The following is a 20,873-nucleotide window of genomic DNA, read 5'->3' on the forward strand; positions in this document are numbered from 1 at the left end:
CAACTCACAACTTCAATTTAAAATTCATTAAATAAAGAATTAAATAAGTAAACCTATTCAGAGAAGAGTTTCTTTCTTTGGACTATTAAGGAGGCTTTTTTTCATATTTTTGCATTTCAATGGATATCAAGAAAAAAGACATACGTGCATTAACCAAAGAAGAACTTAGAGACTTCTTTGAAAAACAAGGTGATAAAGCGTTTCGAGGCAATCAGGTTTACGAATGGTTGTGGCAAAAAGCAGCGCATACTTTCGAGGATATGACTAATATATCGAAAGAAACACGTCAAATGCTAGAAGATAACTTTGTTATAAATCATATCAAAGTTGATAATATGCAGCGTAGTAGCGATGGTACAGTTAAAAATGCTGTGCGTTTGCATGATGGTTTAATTGTAGAATCTGTTTTAATACCAACAAAAACTCGAACCACAGCTTGTGTTTCTAGTCAGGTTGGTTGTAGTTTAGATTGCCGTTTTTGTGCTACTGCGCGTTTAAAACGTATGCGTAATTTAAATCCAGATGAAATTTATGATCAAGTAGTTACTATCGATAACGAAAGTAAACTGTATCATAACCGCCCACTAAGTAATATTGTTTTTATGGGTATGGGAGAACCGCTCATGAATTATAATAACGTTATAAAGGCTATCGATAAGATAACTTCTCCAGAAGGATTAGGGATGTCGCCAAAGCGTATAGTTGTGTCTACGTCGGGTGTTCCTAAAATGATTAAAAAAATGGCCGATGATGATGTTAGGTTTAAACTTGCAGTATCATTACACTCGGCTATTGATGAGGTAAGAACCTCTATCATGCCTTTTAACGCTACGTTTCCATTAAAAGACTTGAGAGATGCGTTAGAATACTGGTATGCAAAAACAAAAAATAGAATTACTTACGAGTATGTTGTTTGGGATGGAATTAACGATAAGCGAAAAGATGTCGATGCCTTAGTCGAATTTTGCAAATTTGCACCAAGTAAAGTCAATCTTATTGAGTATAATCCTATTGACGATGGCGAGTTTCAACAAGCACAATCTAAAGCCTTAGATATGTATGTTGATGTTTTAGAAAAAAATAATATTACGGTTACAGTAAGACGAAGTAGAGGAAAAGATATTGATGCCGCTTGCGGACAATTAGCTAATAAAAGTTAAATTGTTTGCTTTTTGTCATTCCCGCGAAGACGTGAATCTTCGTGAGAAATAAAACAAATTTTTTAAAATAATTCATCTGAAATAGTATCTTTAAGTACCGAATGAAAATAGTAGAACAAATAAAACAACCTATAGCTTACGAAATGGAACTTTTCGAACAAAAGTTTCAGCTGTCTATGGCTAGTAAAGTAGCATTGCTAAACAGAATAACTCATTATATGGTTAACCGTAAAGGTAAACAAATGCGTCCTATGTTTGTTTTTTTGGTTTCTAAAATGGTGTCTAATGGCGAGATAAGTGATAGAACTTATAGAGGTGCTTCGGTTATAGAATTAATACATACTGCTACTTTAGTGCATGATGATGTGGTGGACGATAGTAATATGCGTCGCGGATTCTTTTCTGTAAATGCCCTTTGGAAAAATAAAATAGCCGTTTTAATTGGCGATTATTTACTGTCTAAAGGATTGCTTTTAAGTATTGATAATAACGACTTCGACTTACTTAAAATCATTTCAATCGCGGTGCGAGAAATGAGTGAGGGCGAGTTGCTTCAAATAGAAAAAGCACGTAAGCTTGATATTACTGAGGATATTTATTATGAAATTATCCGCCAAAAAACAGCCACTTTAATAGCTGCTTGTTGTAGTTTGGGTGCAGCGTCTGTAAAGCCAGAATCGCCAGATGTAGAAGCCATGCGAAAGTTTGGTGAGCTTATAGGAATGGCATTTCAAATAAAAGACGATTTATTTGATTATGGCGATACCCAAATAGGAAAGCCAACAGGTATAGATATTAAAGAGCAAAAAATGACCTTGCCTTTAATTCATGTATTAAATCAAGCTTCAAAGAAAGATAAAAAGTGGCTTATAAATTCTATTAAAAATCATAATAAAGATACAAAACGGGTCAAAGAAGTGATTGCGTTTGTTAAAGATAAAGGTGGTTTAGATTATGCCATTACTAAAATGAAACAATTTCAAACAGAAGCGTTAGAAATACTTCAGAAGTATCCAGAATCAGATTATAGAAATTCACTTGAACTTATGGTGAATTATGTCATTGATAGAAAAAAATAAAAATGTTTTATATAGACTGTTATCTGTTTTTGTTTAATTTTTTTATCTCTAATCAGATTTAACTAGAATTTTTCAATTGATATATAGATATTCTTTGCGTTTTAGTATTTTGAAATTAGTATTGCTTTACTAATACTGGTAGAACAAAAGGAATATTAACAGGTTTTTCATTTAGAGTTCCAGGTTTCATTATAGGAAGTTTTTTTAAATTATCCTTGAATTTTTTTCGTATATCTCGGTTAATATTTCCTTGTATCCGAACTTTTTTTGTTTTTCCCTGATAGTCAATTGTGAAAAAACATTTGACTATTTCAGTTTTTATCTCATTAGGGTTTTCAGTTTCGTCAATATTCTCTATATAATACTCCGTGTCTTCATCATTAACTAATTCGTAATCAGTGTTTTTAATTAAATGCTTTGCGATATTAGCATGAAAACACTTTTTGAGGTTTTCGTTTTCTTCACAAGAAGGAAAAATAGGCATTTCTACATTTTCTTGAGAAAGCATTTTAAAAGAAACAAAGAATATAATTAAAAGTGTTTTTTTCATAATTGCAGATAATGACATTGATGTGAAATAGGTTCAATGTTTTATATTTAATATAATACGAATTTAGCTAAAATTTCAGACGAAGTTAAGTTGTTGAAAGAGGAATAGCTAATTGTAGATAAGTGTTTTAAATTACTGCTGTTGCTGTATTTGCTGAATAAGTTCTAAGTTTCGTTTATAACTATTGTCGGTTTTTGTAGCTGTAGTTAATTCTGGTGAAGAATCTTTAGGGATTTTTGATGTTTTTACTTCAACAGTTACTTGCATTTGTGCTTCACCTGTGCCTTTAAAAACACCTTTTACAGGAGAACAATCGTTGTAATCTCTACCAATTGCTAGTCTAACATGGTTTTCGTTTGCTATGGTATTATTTGTTGGGTCTATACCAAGCCATCCGTAAAACGGAATATAGGCTTCAATCCATGCATGGGTAGCTCCTTCTCCTCTTGTTATATCATCACTTGGGCAAATATAACCACTAACATAACGCGCAGGAATACCAAGTGTTCTAAGCATCTGTAAAAGTACATTTGTAAAATCTTGACAAACACCTGCTTTTAATTGCCAAACATCATCTAGCGGAGTATTAACATCTGTAATACCTTGAATGTATTTAAAGTTCTCATAAATATATTGAGAAATTTCAAGTGCGGCTTTATAGGGTGTTTTTGTAACAAGGTTTTTTTCTGCAATTAAGTCGTCTATATCTTGACTGCCATTAAATGGTTTGTGTCTTAAAAAGTCAATAAAATCTATATTGTATTTTGTTGATTTTAGTTCATCCCACTGTTTTTCTACTTCAATAGTATCTTCAGGAAATAACTTATTATAAGTTATAACTTCTATTTCAGAAGTAATGTTTAATTCATGATGTGGGTCGGTAACCATAAAAGTTCCAACTCTGTTATTAAAAGCATCAGTAAACGATTCTATATACGGATTGTTGGTAATAGATATTAAATGCGATGCTACTTTTTGGTAATCATCATTAATAGGGTGTAATCTAGTAAGTGTTGCGCCATCAATTATAGCATCACTATACGTATATTTTGTGATATGTTTAATAAAAAAGGTAGCCATAAATTAAAGATTAATTGTTTTGTGAAAAGTAAACGGCATTAATATTCAATGAAATATTTCTAATGTCTTCTTTAATATCATAAATAAAATTATGTAAACCTTGAGTTTTTATATTTTCAATGGTTGTATACTTGATGGTGCTTTCAAGTTTTCCTAATAAAAATTCAATATTATTTCTTTCTAGTTGATTGCTCTCAATAAGCTGATTAATATGTCGGCTTAATTTATTAATACAGTAATACACCGATCTAGGGAATAACTTATCCTGAAAAACCATGCTTATTACATGCTCTTCTGTAAAAGTAGATTTATGTGTTTTTAAATATAATTGATAACCACCAATAGATAATAATAGGTTTTTCCAATAGAAACTTTTCTCTAAGTCGTCTGATGTATTTCCAATGTCGTACAGTTTAAGTGATGTAAAATCGGAAATAAGAATAACACGTTCTAAAAATTTACCAACATTCATAAAATAATACGATGGACCACGTTCTTGAGTATTATCGGCAGTTCCGTAGTAAATTAAATGGTGTTTTCTTAAATCTTCTAAAAACTGTATAGGATCTTCTTCTCTTAACTTTTTTGGTAAATCTTTATTTGTAAGGTATAGATAATAATTATTAATACACAACCATAATTCTCTAGATATATGCTCTTGAACACTTCTGGCATTTTCTCTAGCTTTGGTAACTATATTTAAAATAGAGTTAGAGTTGCTAGTATTAAAGACCATAAAATCGATACATTCTATAGCATCTTCTGTGTAAAATTGATTCTCAGGAGGTGTGAAATTTTTAATAATTGGTGTCCAAGAAAATAGTTCGGGAGAGTCTTGATTGGCATAAAAATTTACATGTAGTAAATTTAAAATACCATTACCGCGTTCCATATATCTATCTAACCAAATAAGATTATTTGCTACTCTACTTAACATGTTTTTTGTTTTATATTATTGAATAACCCATGTGTCTTTACTACCACCACCTTGAGAACTATTTACAACTAACGATCCTTTTTTTAATGCGACTCTAGTTAGTCCTCCAGGACATATATCTATACCATCGCGACCAGATAGTGCAAATGGTCTTAAGTCTATACATCTAGGAGATAATTTACCGTCAATATAGCAAGGAGCTGTAGAAAGTCTTAAAATGGGTTGTGCTATAAAGTTATCTGGCTTTTTCTTGACATTTTTTATGTAATCTTCAATTTCGTCATCTGAAGCTTCATGTCCCATAAGCATACCATATCCACCACTACCATCGGTTTTTTTAATAACCATGTCTTTTATGTTTTTAATAACATGTTCCAACTCGTCTGGTCTTCCTAATTGGTAGGTTTCTATGTTTTTTAATATAGGTTCTTCGTCTAAATAATATTTAATCATGTCTGGCACATAAATGTAAATAGCTTTATCATCTGCAATACCAGTTCCTGGAGCATTTACAATATTTACATTCCCTTTTCGGTAAACAGCCATAATACCAGCAACACCTAAAACACTTTCAGCATTAAATTCTAGCGGATCTAAAAAATCATCATCAACACGTCTGTATATTACATCAACTTGTTTTAAACCATTAGTGGTTTTCATATAAACAAAGTGGTTTTTAACAACTAAGTCGCTTCCTTCTACTAAATCAATTCCCATTAATCTAGCTAGTGTTGTGTGTTCGTAATATGCCGAGTTGTAAATACCAGGAGTAAGTAAAACAATATTAGGATTAGATATGTTTGAAAGCTCTTTAAGCTTTTTATGTAGCATGTTTGGATAGTTAGACACCGACCTTACATTGTTTTTAGGTAGAATACCAGGGAATAATCGTTTGGATATTTCTCTGTTTTCAAGCATGTAACTTACTCCAGAAGGAGTTCTTAAATTATCTTCAAGTACATAAAATTCGCCATCATTGTTTCTAATTAAATCAACACCAGATATTTGTATGTAAACATCATGTGGTACTTTTACGCCTTTCATTTCGCGTAAAAAATTAGGGCAAGAATAAATTAATTCTGCAGGAATGATACCATCTTTTAAAATAAACTGTTCGTTATAAATGTCTTTAATAAACAGATTTAAAGCTTTTAGCCTTTGTTTAATACCGCTTTCAATTTTACTCCATTCTGAAGCAGTAATAATTCTTGGTACAATATCAAACGGGAATATTTTTTCAATACCTTCATTGTCGTTATAAACGGTAAAGGTTACACCCTGACTCATAAATAGGTGTTTGGATAAATCTTCTTTTTTAGTCAGTTTTTCAGGAGAAGTCTTTTCTAAATATTTTATAAATGCTTCGTATTGTGTCCTAAAATCTGCATTGTCATTGTACATTTCGTCCCAAGTTTTTGGAAGCTTGTCATATGATGAAAAAAGATGATTATTGTCCATAGGCTATAGAGTATTTACCCAAATATAGTTAATTGGTAAATTATTTTCAGTCATTCAAAGGTATAAGTGAATAAAATTTAACATTTATTTAAAATTGATAAAAAATCAATAGTTTTTTAATAATGATTGCATTTTTTGAATATCTAAATTATTAGATAAATAATTGATAGAATAAGGTGTTATGTAATTATTGTTTACTCTTTTATATCTTTAAGCATACATTAGTTTTAAAAATTATTAACCTTTTGGGCAACCATTTGTATAGTATTTGCGTCTTTATAAATAGAAAGCAAAATGACATCATTTTTGAAAGTTATTCAACTCCATAAAAACGAATTGGCACTTATAAAAAAAGCGTTGAAAAATAATCGTGAAGCACAACATGTGTTATTCGAAATGCATGCTCCAAAAATGTTGAGCGTTTGTAGGTATTATGTTAAGGATATGCAATATGCTGAAGATGTTATGTTGAAAGGTTTTTTTAAAGTGTTTTCTAATTTAAAAAAATTTAAAAATGAAGGCAGCTTTGAAGGTTGGATACGTAAAATTATGGTTAGAGAAGCCATTTCGTTTTTAAGACAGCAAAAGAATGTTGAGTTTTCTATAGAAGACAATGTGATTAATAACGATTCATATGCGAATGATATAATTACAAATGTTGAAGTAGAAGAAATACAACAATTAATAGATGCGCTTCCTGAAGGTTATAGAATGGTATTTGTTATGTATGCAATTGAAGGTTATAAGCATCATGAAATTTCAGAGTTGTTAAATATTAATGAAGGCACATCAAAATCGCAATTATTTAAAGCACGAAAAATGCTTCAAGAAAAATTAAGAAAATTAAATAAAATAGCAAGCTATGGCACCAATTAAATTTGAAGAAGACATAAAAGAGAAGCTTGAAAATAGAAGTCTCAAGCCTTCAGCGAATGCTTGGAGTAAATTGTCTAATCAATTAGATGAGCATAAAGAGATAAAGCACAATAAGCCGTATTGGTGGATTGGTTTGGCTGCAAGTATTGTTGGTGTTTTATTGGTTGTTTCTCAATTTTTAAATAAAGAAACTCAAGTTGAAGATTTACCTAAAGTGGTTGATACACCAGAGGTTATTATTCAAGATTCAAATAATGTAATTGTTGAAGAAACTATTAAAGAGAAAGGTTTTGAAGGCAATAAAGTGACAAAAGAATTAAATGAAACTAAGCATTATATAAAGGAAAAAGCTAGCGAAGTTTTAAAAAATAATAATTTAAATAATGTTGTTACAGCTTCAAGTAAAGAAGAATTAGAAGTAATTAAAAAAGATGTAGATATTAAATCATCAGAAATTTTAAAAGAAAAATTGTCTTTTGAAGATCAAAAAATAAAAGATGTTGTAGCGCAAGTGCAAGATTTAAAAGGATCGAAAACAGAAGTAACAGATGATGATATTGATGCCTTACTGTTACAAGCTCAGCAAGAAATTAGATTAAATAGAATGTTAAATGAAACAACAGGATTAGTTGATGCAAATGCATTACTTCAAGATGTGGAACAAGAATTAGATAAATCTTTTAGAGAAAAAGTTTTTAAAGCTATCAAGGCAAGTTATAATTCGGTTAAAACAGCGGTTGCTCAACGAAACGATTAAAAAAATCATCAAATCAATCAATTATAAATTAATGTCCATTATGGACTAAAAAACGAACAGTTATGCAAACAATTACTAAATGCTTAGTGGTATTCATACTAAGTTTAAATGTGCACTTAATCAATGCGCAAGATTCTTTACCTGAGATTAAAAATAGGAAAAATATAGAAATGTTAGAAAAGATTAAAATAACCATACAAGAACAGGAGCGTGGTTATTTAAAAGAAGAGGTTGTTGCTATTAATAAACGGTTAGAAAATAGTGAAATCACTTTTTTAGAATCAGAAAATTTAAAAAAAGAAGCTGCTAAAAAACATGCTTTAAATATTGAAAATAGAATTGCTATTGTAAATAATAAAATAGAACTTCTTAAAAGAAATGAATATGGTTTGAATAAATCAGGTGTTGACCATAAATTTGGTATAGTTGTAGATAATGTGCCTTATTCAATTGCTAAAAAAAAGGATAAGCCTAAAAAATACGATGAGCGTACATCAAGTGATTTTGTATTAGCTTTTGGTTTAAATAATGCTATTGTAGAAAATGAAAATCTAGATGATTCACCATATAAGTTTGGAGGATCTCGCTTTTTCGAAATAGGTTGGGCGTGGAAAACACGAGTGTTTAAGAATACTAATTTCTTGCGTCTTAAGTACGGGTATTCGCTTCAAATAAATGGTTTAAAACCAAATGATAATCAATATTTTGTTAAGCAAGGTGATGAAACAGTGTTGCAGGTGTTTCCTGAAAACCTTAAGAAATCTAAATTATCTATGACCAATTTAGTGTTTCCTGTGCATTTTGAATTCGGACCATCTAAAAAAATAGAAAGGGACACTTATTTTAGATATTCAACAGAAAAACAATTTAAATTTGGAATAGGAGCTTATGGAGGTTTTAATATTGGGACACGTCAAAAATTAAAATATGAATTAGATGGAAAACGTAAAAAGGACAAACAAAAAGGAGGCTTAAATACCAGTAATTTAATATATGGTTTAAGTACATATTTAGCTTTTGGAGATACCGCATTATATGTGAAATATGACTTGTCACCCATTTTTAAAGATCAAATTGTTGACAAACATAATATTTCTGTGGGTTTACGCTTTGATATGGATTAATTAATCACAAAATGACTTCATACTTATGAGGTCTTTTTTTGTTTGTTCGTTTAGCGGTTGTGTATAAGAATAGTACGGTTTTGTGTCTGAGGATTTTCCATAGGAAAATCAGAGAGACCAAATACGAGCTGTCTTTTTGATTTAGGAATAAATTTAATCATTATTTTTATACTTTGTTAGCATTAATTTTTTAATATAATTTTTTCGAATCGCAAGTCAGAAGTTTTAAAAAATCTGTAAAAGTTTCTGCTACATATTCAGCATTTCCATCAAATTCATTTTCAAGCCCATAACCTTTATAGATTTTTCCGTCTTTTCTAGAAAAACCAATCCAAGGGCAGGATAACATCGTGTCGCAAAACTTTATATAAACCTTATCTAAACTAGTGTTTTCTTCAGATATTTTATTAATATCCCATATGTGTTGTCTTTCAAAGCCAATATAGTCTGAATATCCATTAGCAAAGAGATAGAAATCTTTAAAGTCATTTGGAAAGTCAAAATCAACAGTCTTTGTCAGTTTTATTAAATCTTCTTTTTGAGATTTTCTGTTGAAAGTAATTCCAAACTGTTTTAATTCAATTATAATTTTCTCTAACATAAAGTTTAAATGTAGGTTGCTTTAAATTAATGCGAACTAAGTTGATATGAAATCGTTTTAATGTTTTAGATCATACGCTAAACGAAGTTAGCTATTTTTTCTGACAAATTCAAGTGTCTAAATAATTGTAAATTTCAAAAATCAATAGTTTATAATTACATTTACATTTTAAATATAAAGTTTTAACTTTTTAAACTAAATTTTCCATATTGATATCGCCAGCTTCCATAGATTTAGTATTTGAAACCGCTCGAGTAGAGGAGGTTATAGGTGATTTTGTTCAGTTAAAAAAAGCGGGAAGTAATTTTAAAGGCTTAAGTCCGTTTAGTGATGAGCGTTCTCCTAGTTTTATGGTATCGCCAGTAAAGCAGATATGGAAAGATTTTTCTACAGGTAAAGGAGGAACTGCGGTATCTTTTTTAATGGAGCATGAGCATTTTACGTATCCAGAAGCTATAAAATATCTTGCCAAAAAATATAATATTGAAATTGAAGAGACCGAGCAAAGCAATGAACAAAAAGAACAAGCCAATGAACGTGAAAGTTTATACCTGGTAAGTGAGTTTGCTAACACCTATTTTCAAAAAATATTACATAAAACAGATCAAGGTAAATCTATAGGTTTAAGTTATTTTAAAGAACGAGGTTTTACAGAAGATACTATAAAAAAATTCGATTTAGGTTATTCTCTAAACGAATGGCAAGCCTTTACAGATGAAGCTTTAAAACAAGGTTATAAACTTGATTTTTTAGCAAAAACAGGATTGACTATTGTTAAGGAAGATAAACGCTTTGATAGATTTAAAGGCCGTATTATGTTTCCTATTAAGAGTATGAGTGGTCGTGTTTTAGGTTTTGGCGGTCGTATTCTTATTGCAGATAAAAAGGCTGCAAAATATGTGAACTCGCCAGAGAGTGAGCTTTATCATAAAAGTAAAGTGTTGTATGGTATTTTTCATGCAAAGCAAAGTATTGCTAAAGAAGATAATTGTTATTTAGTTGAAGGGTATACAGATGTTATTCAGTTTCACCAAACAGGAATTACAAATGTGGTGTCCTCTTCTGGTACGGCTTTAACTTCAGAACAAATACGATTAATAAATAGGCTTACAAAAAACATTACGGTGCTTTTTGATGGTGATGCTGCAGGTATGCGAGCGTCGTTAAGAGGTATCGATTTAATTCTAGAGCAAGGTATGAACGTTAAAGTTTGTACGTTTCCAGAAGGTGAAGACCCCGATAGCTTTGCTAAACAAAATACACTTGAAGAGTTGTCTCTTTATTTAGCAGATAATGCTAAAGATTTTATTCAGTTTAAGGCATCTATTTTATTTGAAGAATCTAAAAACGATCCTATAAAAAAAGCAGAAACAGTTAGAGATATTGTAAATAGTATTTCTAAAATTCCAGATCATATAAAAAAGGAAATTTATATACAGGAATGTGCTAGAATTATGGATATTAGTGAGGAGGTGCTTTTTAGTACACTAGCTCAAATTGATAAAAAAGAAACTCAAGAAGAAACCAAGCAGCTTAAAAAGAGCCAAAAAGCATTTGATGTTATTAAGCATGAACCACAACCTGTTAAGAAGGTAGATGTGCAATACCTTTTAGAGCGTAAAATAATTGAAGTGCTATTGCTTTATGGAAATAAAGAAGAGGATTTTGAAGACTTGGTTTTAAAAGAAAATGATAAAGGTGAATTGGTTTTAGAACCAGAAATACATCGGACTAAAGTGTTCGAGAAGGTGTTTTTGGATTTACAGGATGATGAAATGGAATTTACAAATCCTCATTTTAAAATCATGTATTATACGATTATAGATAGGTTAAACCAAAGTCCAGATTTTGAACTTAAAACATTTATAAATTCAGTAGATCCAGATATGTCTAACGAAATAACCACTATCTTAATGGAGGACGAACGTTATACTTTAGATAACTGGAATAGAATGAATATCTTCCCAAAAGAAAAAACACATAGTATTGCGCAGTTAGTTAGTGAAACTATTTTAAGTTTACGTTGTTTCTTAATAGATTTAAAAGTAAAAGAATTTCAACAAGAAACGATGCAAAATATAAGTGACTCCAATAGAAATATACTTGAAGAAGTAAAGGATTATTCTGGTTTAAAAATGCTGTTGTCTAGAAAGTTAAATAGAGTTTTGTAGAAAAAAATAACGCTAATTTTCTTTTAGAAAATTAGCGTTATTTTTTAGTTTTAGAAATTACTTTAAATCTATTTAGTTTTAATAGATTTAAAGTAAAAGAATTCTAGCAATAAACTTTATAAAATAACAGTAACAAGAGGTTATACTACTTGAAAAAAGTAAAACACTACTCAGGCTTAAAATGTTACTGTCTATAAAGCTAAACAGAGTTTTATAACTCCGAAGCAATTTTTGCTTGGTTAACTAAATCAACTAAATTTGTAACTTTAAGCTTGCGCATTAAGCGGGCTTTATAAGTACTAACCGTTTTTTCGTTAATGTTTAATTCTTTAGAAATTTCTTTGTTTTTTCTACCAACAGTCAAAAGTTTTAAAACTTCTGCTTCCCTAGTTGATAGTTTTTTGTAAAAGGAACCACTTTTGTTAGTGCGCGTACCAAAAGCTAATTGTTGTGTTAATTCATTACTTAAATGAATGCCACCTTCATAAACTTTTACTATAGCTTCACTAATAGTAATAATGTTAACTGATTTTGAAATATATCCAGAAGCACCAGCTTTAATGGCGTTTATGGCATATACTTCTTCTGGTTGACCACTAAAAATAATAGTTTTAATATCTGGATAGTCATTTTTTAAATAACGTAACACAGTTAAACCATTAAGTTTTGGGAAATCAGCTTCCATTAAAATAATGTCTACAGGATTTTTTTTGATAAAATCAAGGATTTCATCTCCGTCTTCTAAGCTTCCTACTACTTCAATGTTTGATGAAGCTGTAAAAAGTAGTTCTAAACCTTTTCTGATAATTGGGTGATTATCTGCTATTAATAATTTAATCATAATCTTAAAGCTTTTTTTATAATAGTTAATATAAGAGAGAGTATTATAATTGAGAGAATAAGCTTGCGGTAAAAGTAATGCTTTTTTATATATTTTGCAAAGGTTAAAGCAAATTGTTAGGAATTTCGCAAATTGGAATCGGAATCATCTTATGTTTGTTAGTCGAGTTGTATCTTTTGTATATTTTAAATACGGTTTGTTTTCTGCCTGAAAAATCATTTGCTGTTTTACCTTCAGCATCCATTTTCATTGCCCACTCAAGCTCTGGGTATGAAGCCCCTATTTGGTCTTCATCACTTCTAGCGTCACCAAACAAGCCATCACTTGGAGCAGCTTTCATAATAGATTCAGGAACTTCTAAATAGTTTCCTAATTCATAAACTTGAGATTTTAATAAATCTGCAATTGGACTTAAATCAACACCGCCATCACCATATTTAGTGTAAAAACCAACTCCGAAATCTTCTACTTTATTACCAGTTCCTGCAACTAATAGTTTGTATAGTCCAGCATAATAATATAAAGTTGTCATTCGTAAACGCGCTCTTGTATTTGCTAAGGCCATGTCAATGGTAGCTTGGTCGCCATCAAAAAATACTTCTGTTTTAAATTCTTCAAAAACGGGTGTTAAATCGGCTCTAGTATCGCTAACGTTACCAAATTTGCTTTTCAATTGTTTAATATGTTCTTGAGCTCTTGTAACGTGACTTTCAGCTTGATGAATAGGCATTTCAATACATAATACATTTAATCCAGTTTTTGCACATAATGTAGATGTAACAGCAGAATCTATACCGCCTGAAATTCCTATTACAAAACCATTAACTCCCGCATTTGTTGCGTAGTCTTTTAACCAGTTAACAATGTAGTCTACAACTTTTTCTGTATGCATATTAAATGAATTTAAATCTGAGAATAGTACCTTTGCAAACAAAAATAAACGAATCGCTCAATTAATAAAAATTTATGACGTTTAAGTTTGCTATGAAACACTTATTATTGCCTATATTAATGTTATCGATTGTTTTTTCTTGTAAAAATGATAATGATTTAGAAGCTAGAATAGCTGAAATTGATAATAATGTAATGGTAGAAAGGTTCGATCTGCTGGCTTCTAAAACAAATTTAAAAGATTTGCCTGCTTTAAGGAAAGCATATCCATTTATGTTTTCTGAAAATTATACCGATTCAACTTGGGCAGAAACAAAAAAAGACACGTTACAATTACAGTTATATGCTGAAGTAAGTAAAGTGTTTTCAGATTTTTCAGAAACAGAAAAAGAAATAGAGTCGCTTTTTAATCATATTAAATATTATTTCCCAGAATTTAATCCGCCTAGAGTTATAACTACTACAAGTTATGTAGATTATAGAAATAAAATTTTTGTTTCAGATACTATTGATGTTATAGCTTTAGATACTTATTTAGGAGGCGAGCATGAATTTTACGCTAACATACCAAAATATATAAGAGAAGATTTAACTAAAGAGCAAATTGTTGTTGATTTAGCTGGTGAATATTCTAAACGATATATTTACCAAAAGCCAAATAAAACGTTTCTAGATGAAATGATTTATTTTGGTAAGCAATTATATTTTAAAGATGCAGTTGTACCTTTTAAAACAGAGTCGCAGCGTATTGGTTATTCGCAAGAAGGATTAAATTGGGCAATGGCAAATGAAAGTTTAATTTGGATTTATTTTGTTGAACGTGAATTGCTGTTTAGTACCGATGCAAAACTATTAGGGCGTTTTATAAATCCTGCACCCTTTTCTAAGTTTTATTTAGAAGAAATTGATGCTGCATCACCTGGTCGCTTAGGTCAATATATAGGTTGGCAAATTGTAAGGGCTTATATGGAACAAAATGATGTAACCTTAAAACAGATGCTTATAACAAGCACTGAAGATATTTTTAATAACTCAAAATTTAAACCACGTAAATAATGGCTGAGAATAAAACCTCTAAAATAGAATTGAATGTAGAACTTGATGCTAATAAAGTGCCAGAAAAATTATTTTGGACAGCAGAAGATGGAGGCATTACAAATGAAGAAGCAAAAGCTATGATGCTTTCCGTATGGGATTCTAAAGCAAAGGAATCCTTGCGAATAGATTTATGGACCAAAGATATGCCTGTAGATGAAATGAAAGTGTTTTTTCATCAAACCTTAGTTGCTATGAGTGATACTTTTAAAAGAGCAACACAAGATGAAAGAATGACTGCTACAATGAAAGATTTTTGTGATTATTTTGCCGAAAAATTAGAAATTAAAAAATAGAAGAAATTAACTTGCTTATAGGTTAAACAAAAAAGACTCGCAATTGCGAGTCTTTTTTGTTTTTATAAATAATAAATAGAAGTCTATAATTCAAAAACTTCTTTTATTTTATCAACGTAATCTAGTTTTTCCCATGTAAATAATTCTACATCTAGCGTTTTTGTATCTCCGTTGGGTTGGCTAAATGTTTTTGTAACCGTTTCGTTTGTGCGCCCCATGTGTCCGTAAGCAGCAGTTTCGCTATATATAGGAGCACGTAATTTTAAGCGTTCTTCAATAGCAAATGGTCGCATATCAAAAATAGTTGATACTTTTTTAGCAATTTCTCCATCGGTCATATTAAACGGGCAAGTTCCGTAAGTGTCAATAAAAATCCCCATAGGTTCTACCACGCCAATAGCGTAACTTACTTGTACTAAAATTTCATCGGCAACACCCGCAGCTACTAAGTTTTTAGCAATATGACGTGTTGCATAAGCAGCACTTCTATCTACTTTACTAGGGTCTTTTCCAGAAAAAGCACCACCACCATGAGCACCTTTACCTCCATAGGTGTCAACAATAATTTTTCGTCCTGTTAATCCAGTGTCACCATGAGGTCCACCAATAACAAATTTTCCTGTTGGGTTAATATGATAAGTAATATCATCATTAAATAATACCTGAATTTGCTCAGGGAGTTTAGAAACAACTCTTGGTATTAAAATGTCAACAATATCTTTTCTAATTTTTGCAAGCATAGTATCATCATCAGCAAAATCGTCATGCTGTGTAGATACAACAATAGAATCAATACGTTGCGGAATATTATCATCGCTATATTCTATAGTTACCTGACTTTTAGAATCTGGTCTCAAATAAGTGATGTCTTTATTCTCACGACGTAATTGAGCAAGTTCTTTTAAAATTCTATGCGATAAATCTAAAGCCAAAGGCATGAAGTTTTCAGTTTCGTTTGTAGCATAACCAAACATCATCCCTTGGTCTCCAGCACCTTGCTCTTCTTTGCTTCCACGATCAACACCTTGGTTAATGTCTTCAGATTGTTCATGTATTGCCGATAAAACACCACACGAATTTCCGTCAAACATATATTCGCCTTTAGTGTAACCAATTTTGTTTATGGTGTCTCTAGCAATTTTTTGAACGTCTAAATACGTGGTAGATTTTACTTCGCCTGCAAGTACAACTTGTCCTGTTGTAACCAGTGTTTCACAAGCAACTTTACTGTCGCTATCAAACGCTAAAAAGTTGTCAATTAAGGCGTCGCTAATTTGATCAGCAACTTTATCTGGGTGTCCTTCAGAAACACTTTCTGAAGTGAATAAATAAGCCATATAATTTATTTTACAGTAAGATTTGACGATAACGTCGAAGGAAGTTTACACTGCCTTTAGCATTTTTATTTATACTGAATTTAATTCTGTATAAAGAGGTTGCAATCAGTCAAATCTTTCCTCTGTTATTTGTGTTTGCAAAAGTAAAAAAATAAAAGGAAAAAAGAATTCCTTTTTGCTTTTTTCAATAAAAAGTTGGTAGTTACATTTTAATTGTAAATATTTGTTGAAGCAAAATGAAAAAACAAATTTTAAATAGCATTCTTATTGTGGTCATTGTGATTATTTTATGAAGATAGGAAGGCTATAGTTAAACATAAAATATTTATTAAAAGCTTTCCCGTAAAAGGAAGGCTTTTTTATTGCTTTTTTTATTTTTTTTTGAACATCATAAAAATAACGTGTTAACGCATTGTTTTTGAGTTGGTTATGGTTGTTTTGGTGGTTGTGAGTTTAACCATGTAAATCAAATAAATACGTAAATAAAAACCTAATAAATTAATTTCGAGCGTTATTTCAAATATTTTGATTCTGAGGAAAAAGTCTTAAATGTTTGGAATAATGAGAACTAAACCAAGATAAAGATTAAATTATCTGCAATAAAAATGAAAGAACTTAATAAACATAGTAAAAGACTAACTCAAGACGAATCTCAACCTGCATCTCAAGCAATGTTATATGCGGTTGGTTTGACTGATGAAGATATGAATAAAGCCCAAGTGGGTATTGCTAGTACAGGATACGATGGTAACCCGTGTAATATGCATTTAAATAATTTGGCTGCTGAAGTAAAAATTGAATGTAAAATAGCCAATTTAGTTGGTTTAGGATTCAATACTATAGGTGTTAGTGATGGTATTTCTATGGGGACTTCTGGTATGAATTACTCTTTAGCGTCTCGTGATATTATTGCAGATTCTATTGAAACGGTAATGAATGCTCAAAGTTATGATGCGCTTATTTCTGTTGTTGGTTGTGATAAAAATATGCCAGGAGCTGTTATAGCGATGTTGCGTTTAAATCGTCCATCAATTATGATGTACGGAGGGACTATAGCTTCAGGGAAATATAAAGGAAGAAAATTAAATATTGTTTCGGCTTTTGAAGCTTTAGGGCAAAAAGTAGCAGGAGAAATTGAAGAAGAAGAATATAGAGAAATTATTAAAAGTGCTATTCCTGGGGCAGGAGCTTGTGGCGGTATGTATACTGCAAATACAATGGCTTCGGCTATAGAATGTATGGGGTTTGCATTACCTTATAATTCTTCTATTCCAGCAGAAAATCCGAATAAATTATCAGAAAGTGAAAGAACTGCAATTGCTATTAAAAACCTTTTAGAATTAGATTTAAAGCCATTAGATATTATTTCTAAAAAATCTATTGAGAATGCTATTGCAATTGTAAATGCTTTAGGAGGTTCTACAAATGCCGTATTACACTTTTTAGCTATTGCACATGCTGCAGATATAGAATTTACATTAGAAGATTTTCAACGAGTTAGTGATAGAACGCCTTTAATAGCTGATTTAAAACCTAGTGGAAAATATTTAATGGAAGATGTTCATGGCATTGGAGGAACACCAGCGGTAATGAAATATTTATTAGATAACGGGTATTTACATGGCGATTGTATGACGGTAACAGGAAAAACTTTAGCTGAAAATTTAGCTGATGTTGAACCGCTTACTTTTGAAGATGATCAGGATGTTATATATCCAAAAGATAAAGCTTTAAAATCTTCAGGAAATTTACAGATTCTTTATGGAAATTTAGCAACAGAAGGAGCTGTAGCCAAAATATCTGGTAATGAAGGGTTGTTGTTTGAGGGTAAGGCCGTTGTTTATGATGGAGAGCAAGCTGCAAATACAGGAATTTCAAACGGAGAAGTAGAAAAAGGAGATGTGGTCGTCATTAGATATGTCGGTCCAAAAGGAGGTCCTGGGATGCCAGAAATGCTTAAACCAACGTCTTTAATTATGGGGGCAGGTTTAGGAAAATCGGTAGCTTTAATTACAGATGGTCGTTTTTCAGGAGGAACTCATGGTTTTGTTGTAGGACATATTACTCCAGAAGCTCAATCAGGTGGGGCTATTGGATTATTAAAAACGGGAGATAAAATTAGAATAAGTGCTGAAGATAATTCTATTAATGTATTGCTTTCTGATGAAGAATTGGCAGAAAGAAAATCACAATGGGTTCAGCCAGCGTTAAAACATAAAAAAGGAATATTATATAAATATGCAAAATCAGTAGCCTCTGCATCTAAAGGATGTGTTACTGATGCATAATAAATTGTCATTCCTGCATACGCAGGAATCTCATCATTAAACGTTGAGACTATGAATACAGAAACAGAAAACAAAACACAAGAAGTAACTAATAAAAAAATGCGCATATCAGGTAGTGAAGCCATAGTAAGAAGCTTAATAGCAGAAGGTGTTGATGTTCTTTATGGATATCCAGGAGGTGCTATTATGCCTGTATACGATGAATTATTTAAGTTTAAAGATGATATTCATCATGTGTTAACAAGACATGAGCAAGGTGCAGCGCATGCTGCTCAAGGTTATGCCCGTATTTCTGGTAGAGTTGGGGTTGCTATGGCAACTTCAGGACCAGGAGCTACGAATTTAATAACAGGAATCGCCGATGCTCAAATAGATTCTACACCATTAGTTTGTATTACTGGTCAAGTGCCTTCTCATTTATTAGGTAGTGATGCATTTCAAGAAACTGATATCGTAGGTATTTCTACACCAGTAACTAAATGGAATCATCAAGTTACTAAAGCTTCAGAAATTCCAGAAGTTTTAGCTAAAGCATTTTATATAGCAAAAAGTGGTCGTCCAGGTCCTGTATTAATAGATATTACTAAAGATGCACAGTTTGGCGAATTAGATTTTGAATATAAAAAATGTACAGGTGTGAGAAGTTATATTCCTGTACCAAAAACTAACCCAGAATCAGTTAAGGCTGCTGCCGAATTAATAAACGTAGCAAAAAAGCCTATGATTGTTTGGGGGCAAGGTGTTATACTTGGTAAAGCAGAAGAGGAACTGAAAGCAGTTGTTGAAAAAGCAGGAATTCCATCAGCATGGACTATTCTTGGGGCATCAGCTATACCAACGTCGCACCCATTAAATATAGGTATGGTAGGAATGCATGGTAATTATGCGCCTAATAAGTTAACTAACGAATGTGATGTGCTTATTGCTATAGGAATGCGTTTTGATGACCGTGTTACTGGCGATTTAAGTAAATATGCAAAGCAAGCTAAAGTCATTCATTTTGATATAGACCCTGCTGAAATTGATAAAAATGTAAAAACAGATGTCGCTGTAATAGGCGATTCTAAAGATAGTTTAGCAAAACTATTACCTTTGCTAAATGCCAATTCCCATGATTCTTGGTTACAAGAGTTTAAAGATTTGTATGCAATAGAATTTGAAAAAGTTATAAAAGATGATATTTCTCCAACCAAAGAAGGTTTAACTATGGGAGAGGTATTAAATCAAATAAATATTGAAAGTAAAGGGAATGCTGCCATTGTATCAGATGTAGGACAACATCAAATGATTGCTTGTCGTTATTCAGAATTTAATCTTACCAAAAGTAATATTACTTCTGGCGGATTAGGAACTATGGGCTTTGCGCTTCCTGCGGCTATTGGTGCTAAAATGGCTGAGCCTAACAGAGAGGTAGTTGCTATTATTGGAGATGGTGGATTTCAAATGAATATTCAAGAATTAGGTACTATTTTTCAGCAAAAAACGCCTGTAAAGATTGTTGTTTTAAATAATGAGTTTTTAGGAATGGTACGTCAGTGGCAACAATTGTTTTTTGATAAACGTTATGCGTCTACTGAAATGATAAATCCAAATTTTGTAGCCATAGCAGAAGGTTATTATATTAAAGCAAGGAAAGTTGTTAAACGTGAAGAGTTAGAAGAAGCTGTTAAGGAAATGATACAATCTAAAGAATCATATTTCTTAGAGGTTTGTGTAGAAAAAGAAGATAATGTTTTCCCAATGGTACCATCGGGAGCATCAGTTTCAGATATACGTTTAAGCTAAATATTTAGAAAAAATGAACGAAGAAATAAAATCAATAACGATTTCAATTTATACCGAAAATAACATCGGATTACTTAATCGTATTTCTGCAATTTTTCAGAGAAGAACTATAAACATTGAAAGCTTAACAACATCGCAATCAGAAATAGATGGTGTAAATCGTTTTGTTATTGTAGTTAATATTACAGAATCTCAAGCTAAAAAAATTGTAGGGCAGTTTGAAAAACAAATAGAAGTAATACGTGCTTATTACCATACCGACGAAGAAACTATTTATACAGAGTCTTGTATGTTTAAAATTAAGTCTTCTTTATTGTTTGAAGAACCTCAAATTCAAAATATAATTAAAGAAAGTAATTCTAGAATCGTTACGGTAAATAAAGAGTTTTTTGTACTTGAAAAATCGGGTAGAAGAAATGAAATAGAATCTTTACGTAGAGATTTAAATGTGTTTGGTATTATGCAATTTGTGCGTGCAGGACGTATTGCAGTAACTAAAGATGAAATGAAAGTAACAGAGATGCTATTAGCATTCAATAATCAATAA

General features: G+C 31.2%; 19 protein-coding genes. 11 read left to right on the top strand and 8 right to left on the bottom strand.

The features are described 5' to 3' along the window. Positions 1-119 precede the first annotated feature (119 nt). Both rlmN and ACH5TW_RS12070 read left to right on the top strand, forming a co-directional pair. Positions 120-1,160 carry a dual-specificity RNA methyltransferase RlmN gene (gene rlmN, locus ACH5TW_RS12065; protein WP_439336760.1) on the top strand — a complete coding sequence of 347 codons (1,041 nt, stop codon included), beginning with the start codon at positions 120-122 and terminating at the stop codon, positions 1,158-1,160. Positions 1,161-1,261: 101 nt separating this feature from the next. Beyond that, positions 1,262-2,239, top strand: a complete 978-nt coding sequence (locus tag ACH5TW_RS12070) for a polyprenyl synthetase family protein (protein ID WP_439336761.1) — start codon at positions 1,262-1,264, stop codon at positions 2,237-2,239. A gap of 115 nt (positions 2,240-2,354) precedes the next feature. Here ACH5TW_RS12070 and ACH5TW_RS12075 read toward each other — a convergent pair whose 3' ends face one another. From ACH5TW_RS12075 to ACH5TW_RS12090, 4 genes are all read right to left on the bottom strand, one after another. Next, on the bottom strand, positions 2,355-2,789 hold the full coding sequence (locus ACH5TW_RS12075; RefSeq protein WP_439336762.1) for a hypothetical protein: 435 nt from the start codon (positions 2,787-2,789) through the stop codon (positions 2,355-2,357). Between the two features lie 132 nt (positions 2,790-2,921). Continuing rightward, on the bottom strand, positions 2,922-3,869 hold the full coding sequence (locus ACH5TW_RS12080; protein ID WP_439336763.1) for a transglutaminase family protein: 948 nt from the start codon (positions 3,867-3,869) through the stop codon (positions 2,922-2,924). 10 nt (positions 3,870-3,879) lie between these two features. Beyond that, positions 3,880-4,806 carry an alpha-E domain-containing protein gene (locus ACH5TW_RS12085; protein WP_439336764.1) on the bottom strand — a complete coding sequence of 309 codons (927 nt, stop codon included), beginning with the start codon at positions 4,804-4,806 and terminating at the stop codon, positions 3,880-3,882. A gap of 15 nt (positions 4,807-4,821) precedes the next feature. Next, positions 4,822-6,264 (bottom strand): circularly permuted type 2 ATP-grasp protein, encoded by a 1,443-nt coding sequence (locus ACH5TW_RS12090; protein WP_439336765.1) that lies wholly within the window; start codon positions 6,262-6,264, stop codon positions 4,822-4,824. Between the two features lie 294 nt (positions 6,265-6,558). Between ACH5TW_RS12090 and ACH5TW_RS12095 the strand changes: the two genes are divergently transcribed. From ACH5TW_RS12095 to ACH5TW_RS12105, 3 genes are all read left to right on the top strand, one after another. After that, positions 6,559-7,140: an RNA polymerase sigma factor gene (locus ACH5TW_RS12095; protein WP_439336766.1), complete on the top strand. Its 582-nt coding sequence runs from the start codon at positions 6,559-6,561 to the stop codon at positions 7,138-7,140. Further along, positions 7,127-7,897, top strand: coding sequence for a hypothetical protein (locus ACH5TW_RS12100; protein WP_439336767.1), 771 nt, complete (start codon positions 7,127-7,129; stop codon positions 7,895-7,897). Before ACH5TW_RS12095 ends, ACH5TW_RS12100 begins: the two co-directional genes overlap by 14 nt. 62 nt (positions 7,898-7,959) lie before the next feature. Further along, on the top strand, positions 7,960-9,021 hold the full coding sequence (locus tag ACH5TW_RS12105; RefSeq protein ID WP_439336768.1) for a hypothetical protein: 1,062 nt from the start codon (positions 7,960-7,962) through the stop codon (positions 9,019-9,021). A gap of 190 nt (positions 9,022-9,211) precedes the next feature. Here the strand turns inward: ACH5TW_RS12105 and ACH5TW_RS12110 are convergent, their stop codons facing one another. Then, entirely contained in the window at positions 9,212-9,622 is a 411-nt protein-coding gene (locus ACH5TW_RS12110; RefSeq protein ID WP_439336769.1) for an SMI1/KNR4 family protein, read from the bottom strand. A gap of 209 nt (positions 9,623-9,831) precedes the next feature. On the opposite strand from ACH5TW_RS12110, the gene dnaG reads away from it, so the two are divergent. Then, complete coding sequence (gene dnaG, locus ACH5TW_RS12115) at positions 9,832-11,793, top strand: DNA primase (protein WP_439336770.1); 1,962 nt, start codon at positions 9,832-9,834, stop codon at positions 11,791-11,793. Positions 11,794-12,004: 211 nt separating this feature from the next. Here dnaG and ACH5TW_RS12120 read toward each other — a convergent pair whose 3' ends face one another. Then, on the bottom strand, positions 12,005-12,634 hold the full coding sequence (locus ACH5TW_RS12120) for a response regulator (protein WP_439336771.1): 630 nt from the start codon (positions 12,632-12,634) through the stop codon (positions 12,005-12,007). A 103-nt stretch (positions 12,635-12,737) separates the two neighbouring features. After that, complete coding sequence (gene nadE / locus ACH5TW_RS12125) at positions 12,738-13,526, bottom strand: NAD(+) synthase (protein ID WP_439336772.1); 789 nt, start codon at positions 13,524-13,526, stop codon at positions 12,738-12,740. A gap of 92 nt (positions 13,527-13,618) precedes the next feature. Between nadE and gldB the strand changes: the two genes are divergently transcribed. Both gldB and gldC read left to right on the top strand, forming a co-directional pair. After that, complete coding sequence (gene gldB / locus ACH5TW_RS12130) at positions 13,619-14,581, top strand: gliding motility lipoprotein GldB (RefSeq protein WP_500691800.1); 963 nt, start codon at positions 13,619-13,621, stop codon at positions 14,579-14,581. Further along, positions 14,581-14,916, top strand: a complete 336-nt coding sequence (gldC, locus tag ACH5TW_RS12135; RefSeq protein ID WP_439336774.1) for a gliding motility protein GldC — start codon at positions 14,581-14,583, stop codon at positions 14,914-14,916. Before gldB ends, gldC begins: the two co-directional genes overlap by 1 nt. Positions 14,917-14,999: 83 nt before the next feature. Here gldC and metK read toward each other — a convergent pair whose 3' ends face one another. Next, positions 15,000-16,253, bottom strand: a complete 1,254-nt coding sequence (gene metK / locus ACH5TW_RS12140) for a methionine adenosyltransferase (protein ID WP_439336775.1) — start codon at positions 16,251-16,253, stop codon at positions 15,000-15,002. Between the two features lie 605 nt (positions 16,254-16,858). On the opposite strand from metK, the gene ilvD reads away from it, so the two are divergent. From ilvD to ilvN, 3 genes are read left to right on the top strand one after another with little or no spacing between them, the layout of a single operon-like run. Further along, complete coding sequence (gene ilvD, locus ACH5TW_RS12145) at positions 16,859-18,541, top strand: dihydroxy-acid dehydratase (protein WP_439336776.1); 1,683 nt, start codon at positions 16,859-16,861, stop codon at positions 18,539-18,541. A 51-nt stretch (positions 18,542-18,592) separates the two neighbouring features. Next, on the top strand, positions 18,593-20,326 hold the full coding sequence (gene ilvB, locus ACH5TW_RS12150; protein WP_439336777.1) for a biosynthetic-type acetolactate synthase large subunit: 1,734 nt from the start codon (positions 18,593-18,595) through the stop codon (positions 20,324-20,326). A 13-nt stretch (positions 20,327-20,339) separates the two neighbouring features. Then, positions 20,340-20,873: an acetolactate synthase small subunit gene (ilvN, locus tag ACH5TW_RS12155; protein WP_439336778.1), complete on the top strand. Its 534-nt coding sequence runs from the start codon at positions 20,340-20,342 to the stop codon at positions 20,871-20,873.

This window comes from Thalassobellus sediminis, assembly GCF_044386045.1.
GTDB lineage: Bacteria > Bacteroidota > Bacteroidia > Flavobacteriales > Flavobacteriaceae > Thalassobellus > Thalassobellus sediminis.